Source organism: Anaerofustis stercorihominis, from assembly GCF_005844425.1.
Lineage (GTDB): Bacteria > Bacillota > Clostridia > Eubacteriales > Anaerofustaceae > Anaerofustis > Anaerofustis butyriciformans.
Genome location: NZ_SPHL01000072.1, coordinates 1 through 2,905, shown reverse-complemented (window position 1 = coordinate 2,905; position 2,905 = coordinate 1). Strand labels below are relative to the sequence as shown.

Here is a 2,905-nt window from a genome sequence, read left to right as displayed (position 1 = left end):
TTTTTGTCATTTTTTTTCATTGACTTCTTCTCGTATGCTTATCCAGCTATCCGCTTGAAACAGCTTTGTTATATTATCACTTTATCTACACTATGTCAATACCTTTTTTACAGTTTTTTGCAGTTTTTTTTACAAAAAATCTATTCAATGACATAATCTACTGCCACACTAGTTTCTCTCACCTTGTGCATATAGCTTTTTACAACATCACAATGATATGGATCTTTTTGATATTCATCTAAAGCTTCTTTTGAATCCAATACAACCTCTAATATTAAATCATAAGATCTTTCAGAATGGAGAAAGTCTATTCCTACATTTATATCTTTTATTAATGATACATGATCTTTCATAGACATAAGAGTTTCTTTAGCCATTCTACATGCCTTTTCACTATTATCTTTTAACTTAAAGCAAACTATATGTTTTATCATTTTATACACCCTTTACAGATTTTTTAATTTTTCAATTGCTTTATCAACATATTGTTTATCAAGCTGTTCAATTTTACCTTCATCGCACTTCTTAGCAATTTCAGGATCAATTGGAATATTTGCAAGAACTTCTAATCCATATTTTTTAGCAACTTCATCTACATGACTTTCGCCAAATACACTTATTTTTTCATGGCAATTTGGACATTCAATGTAACTCATATTTTCAACAAGTCCAAGAACATTGATATTCATCATTTCGGCCATATTAACAGCTTTTTCAACAATCATAGAAACAAGCTCTTGAGGAGATGTAACAATCACAATTCCATCAACAGGAATTGTTTGAAAAACAGTTAAAGGAACATCACCTGTTCCGGGAGGCATATCAACAAACATATAGTCAACATCTTCCCAAATTATATCAGTCCAAAATTGACCAACAGCTCCTGCAATAACAGGTCCTCTCCAAACAACAGGTTTTGTATCATCTTCCAAAAGAAGATTTATTGACATAATATCAACTCCGCCTTCGCTCTTCTTAGGATATGCACCTTCTTTTGTTGCATAAACGCTACCGCTTACACCAAATATTTTAGGAATTGAAGGTCCTGTAATATCAGCATCAAGTATCCCTACATTGTATCCAGCCTTTTTCATGTTTGATGCAAGTAAAGATGTAACTAAAGACTTACCGACACCGCCTTTACCGCTTACAACTCCAATTACCTTTTTTATATTGCTTTTTTTATGAGGTTTTACAAGAAAATCCTCTTTTGTTTGTTTTCTAGATGAACAATTTGCACTGCAATTTGAACAATCATGTGAACATTCACTCATTACAATATTACCTCTTTAATTTATTTTTTCATTTTCATAACATTATAGCACTAATACTTTGTTTTTTATACATATAAAACGAAATTTAGAAATAAATTAAAAATTAAACATATAAAATACATTATATAATCACTCTTGATACTCTTTTCGACAAACGACTTACAATTTCATTTGAAATTGTACCTCCCACATCTGCCATATCCATTGCACTTAGATTTTCACCTATTAAAACAACCTCATCTCCAATCTTAACCTCATTTATATTACTTACATCAACAAAAAGCTGATCCATACAAATTCGCCCAACTATTTTTGCTTTTCTGCCACATATCAAAACATACCCTTTATTTGAAAGGTTTCTTGGAATACCATCTGCATACCCTATACAAATAACTGCTATTTTCATTTTTTTATCTGCTTTAAAATCAAGTCCATACCCAAGTCTTTCACTAACACCAATATCTCTAACAAGCTCTATTCTGGACTTCAACGTCATAACACATTTAAGATTAATATCACACAAAACTTTATCTTTACTTTTGCTGTAAATACCATAAAGAGCAATACCTATTCTTACATAATCATATTTTAAATTTGGGTAATTCAAAACTCCATAACTTCCTTGAATATGATATTTTAAATCCTTATATCCTCTTTTTATTAAATTTTTTCTAACTTTTTCAAATCTCTTTATCTGAAGTTTTGTAAACATAATATCATTCTTACTAAAACTATCACTTACACATAAATGACTAAACACACCTTCAACAATTAAATGTTTTAAACGTAGTATATCTAAAATACTATTAACAGAAGAAAAACTCTCTCCAAGCCTATGCATACCTGTATCCACTGCAATATGAACCCTAATATCTATTTTACTGTTATTAAGCATTAAAGCGTACTCATAATTAATAACAGTCTGAGTTAAATCATATAATTTAATAAGATATGCAAAACTTACATCTGTATACCCAAGAATCAATATATTCCCGACTATACCACTTTTACGGAGTCTTATACCTTCATCCAAACTCGCTACACAAAAATCATATACACCCGCTTCATTTAAAATACTTGCAACTTCAACATCTCCATGACCATATGCATTGGCTTTTATTGCAGGCATCAATTTACAACTACTTCCCAGTAATTTTCTAAATTGGTTTACATTATAAATTAAATTATTTCGATTTATTTCCATCCAAGCTCTTTTATAATTTTCCATTTATTAGCCCTCTATAAGAAAATAATTTCCTAACACTTTCAGAAAACAAATAAGAAAAAATGCAAACCAATATATAAAATAACATCGAGTTATTTATTACAATATTTAATGATACAATATTTTTTAATATGAACCTGCATAAAACAATTATAAAAGGATGAATTATATAAACATACATAGACAAACTTCTTAATGTTTTTTTATTCTCTATATTAAAACTCAAAATAAAAGAGAATAAAAAAACAACTAAAGGAACAAGAAAAATATACATACTGGAATGCCTTTGTAAATTTAAATTTCTAAGCATCATCCCTTCAATTAAAAGAAATATAATAGACAAAGTCAGCCCATAAATATTTACACTTCTTTTTAAAACCTTCTTTCTACTTCTAAATAAAACACC

Annotated in this window: 3 protein-coding genes; all 3 read right to left on the bottom strand. The window is 28.9% G+C overall.

The features are described 5' to 3' along the window. Positions 1-140 precede the first annotated feature (140 nt). Complete coding sequence (locus FGQ49_RS10140) at positions 141-434, bottom strand: Dabb family protein (protein WP_138269748.1); 294 nt, start codon at positions 432-434, stop codon at positions 141-143. A 12-nt stretch (positions 435-446) separates the two neighbouring features. Further along, on the bottom strand, positions 447-1,274 hold the full coding sequence (locus FGQ49_RS10135; RefSeq protein WP_138269747.1) for an Mrp/NBP35 family ATP-binding protein: 828 nt from the start codon (positions 1,272-1,274) through the stop codon (positions 447-449). A gap of 121 nt (positions 1,275-1,395) precedes the next feature. Beyond that, positions 1,396-2,502 carry a serine racemase VanT catalytic subunit gene (gene vanT, locus FGQ49_RS10130; protein ID WP_138269746.1) on the bottom strand — a complete coding sequence of 369 codons (1,107 nt, stop codon included), beginning with the start codon at positions 2,500-2,502 and terminating at the stop codon, positions 1,396-1,398. Positions 2,503-2,905: the final 403 nt, after the last annotated feature.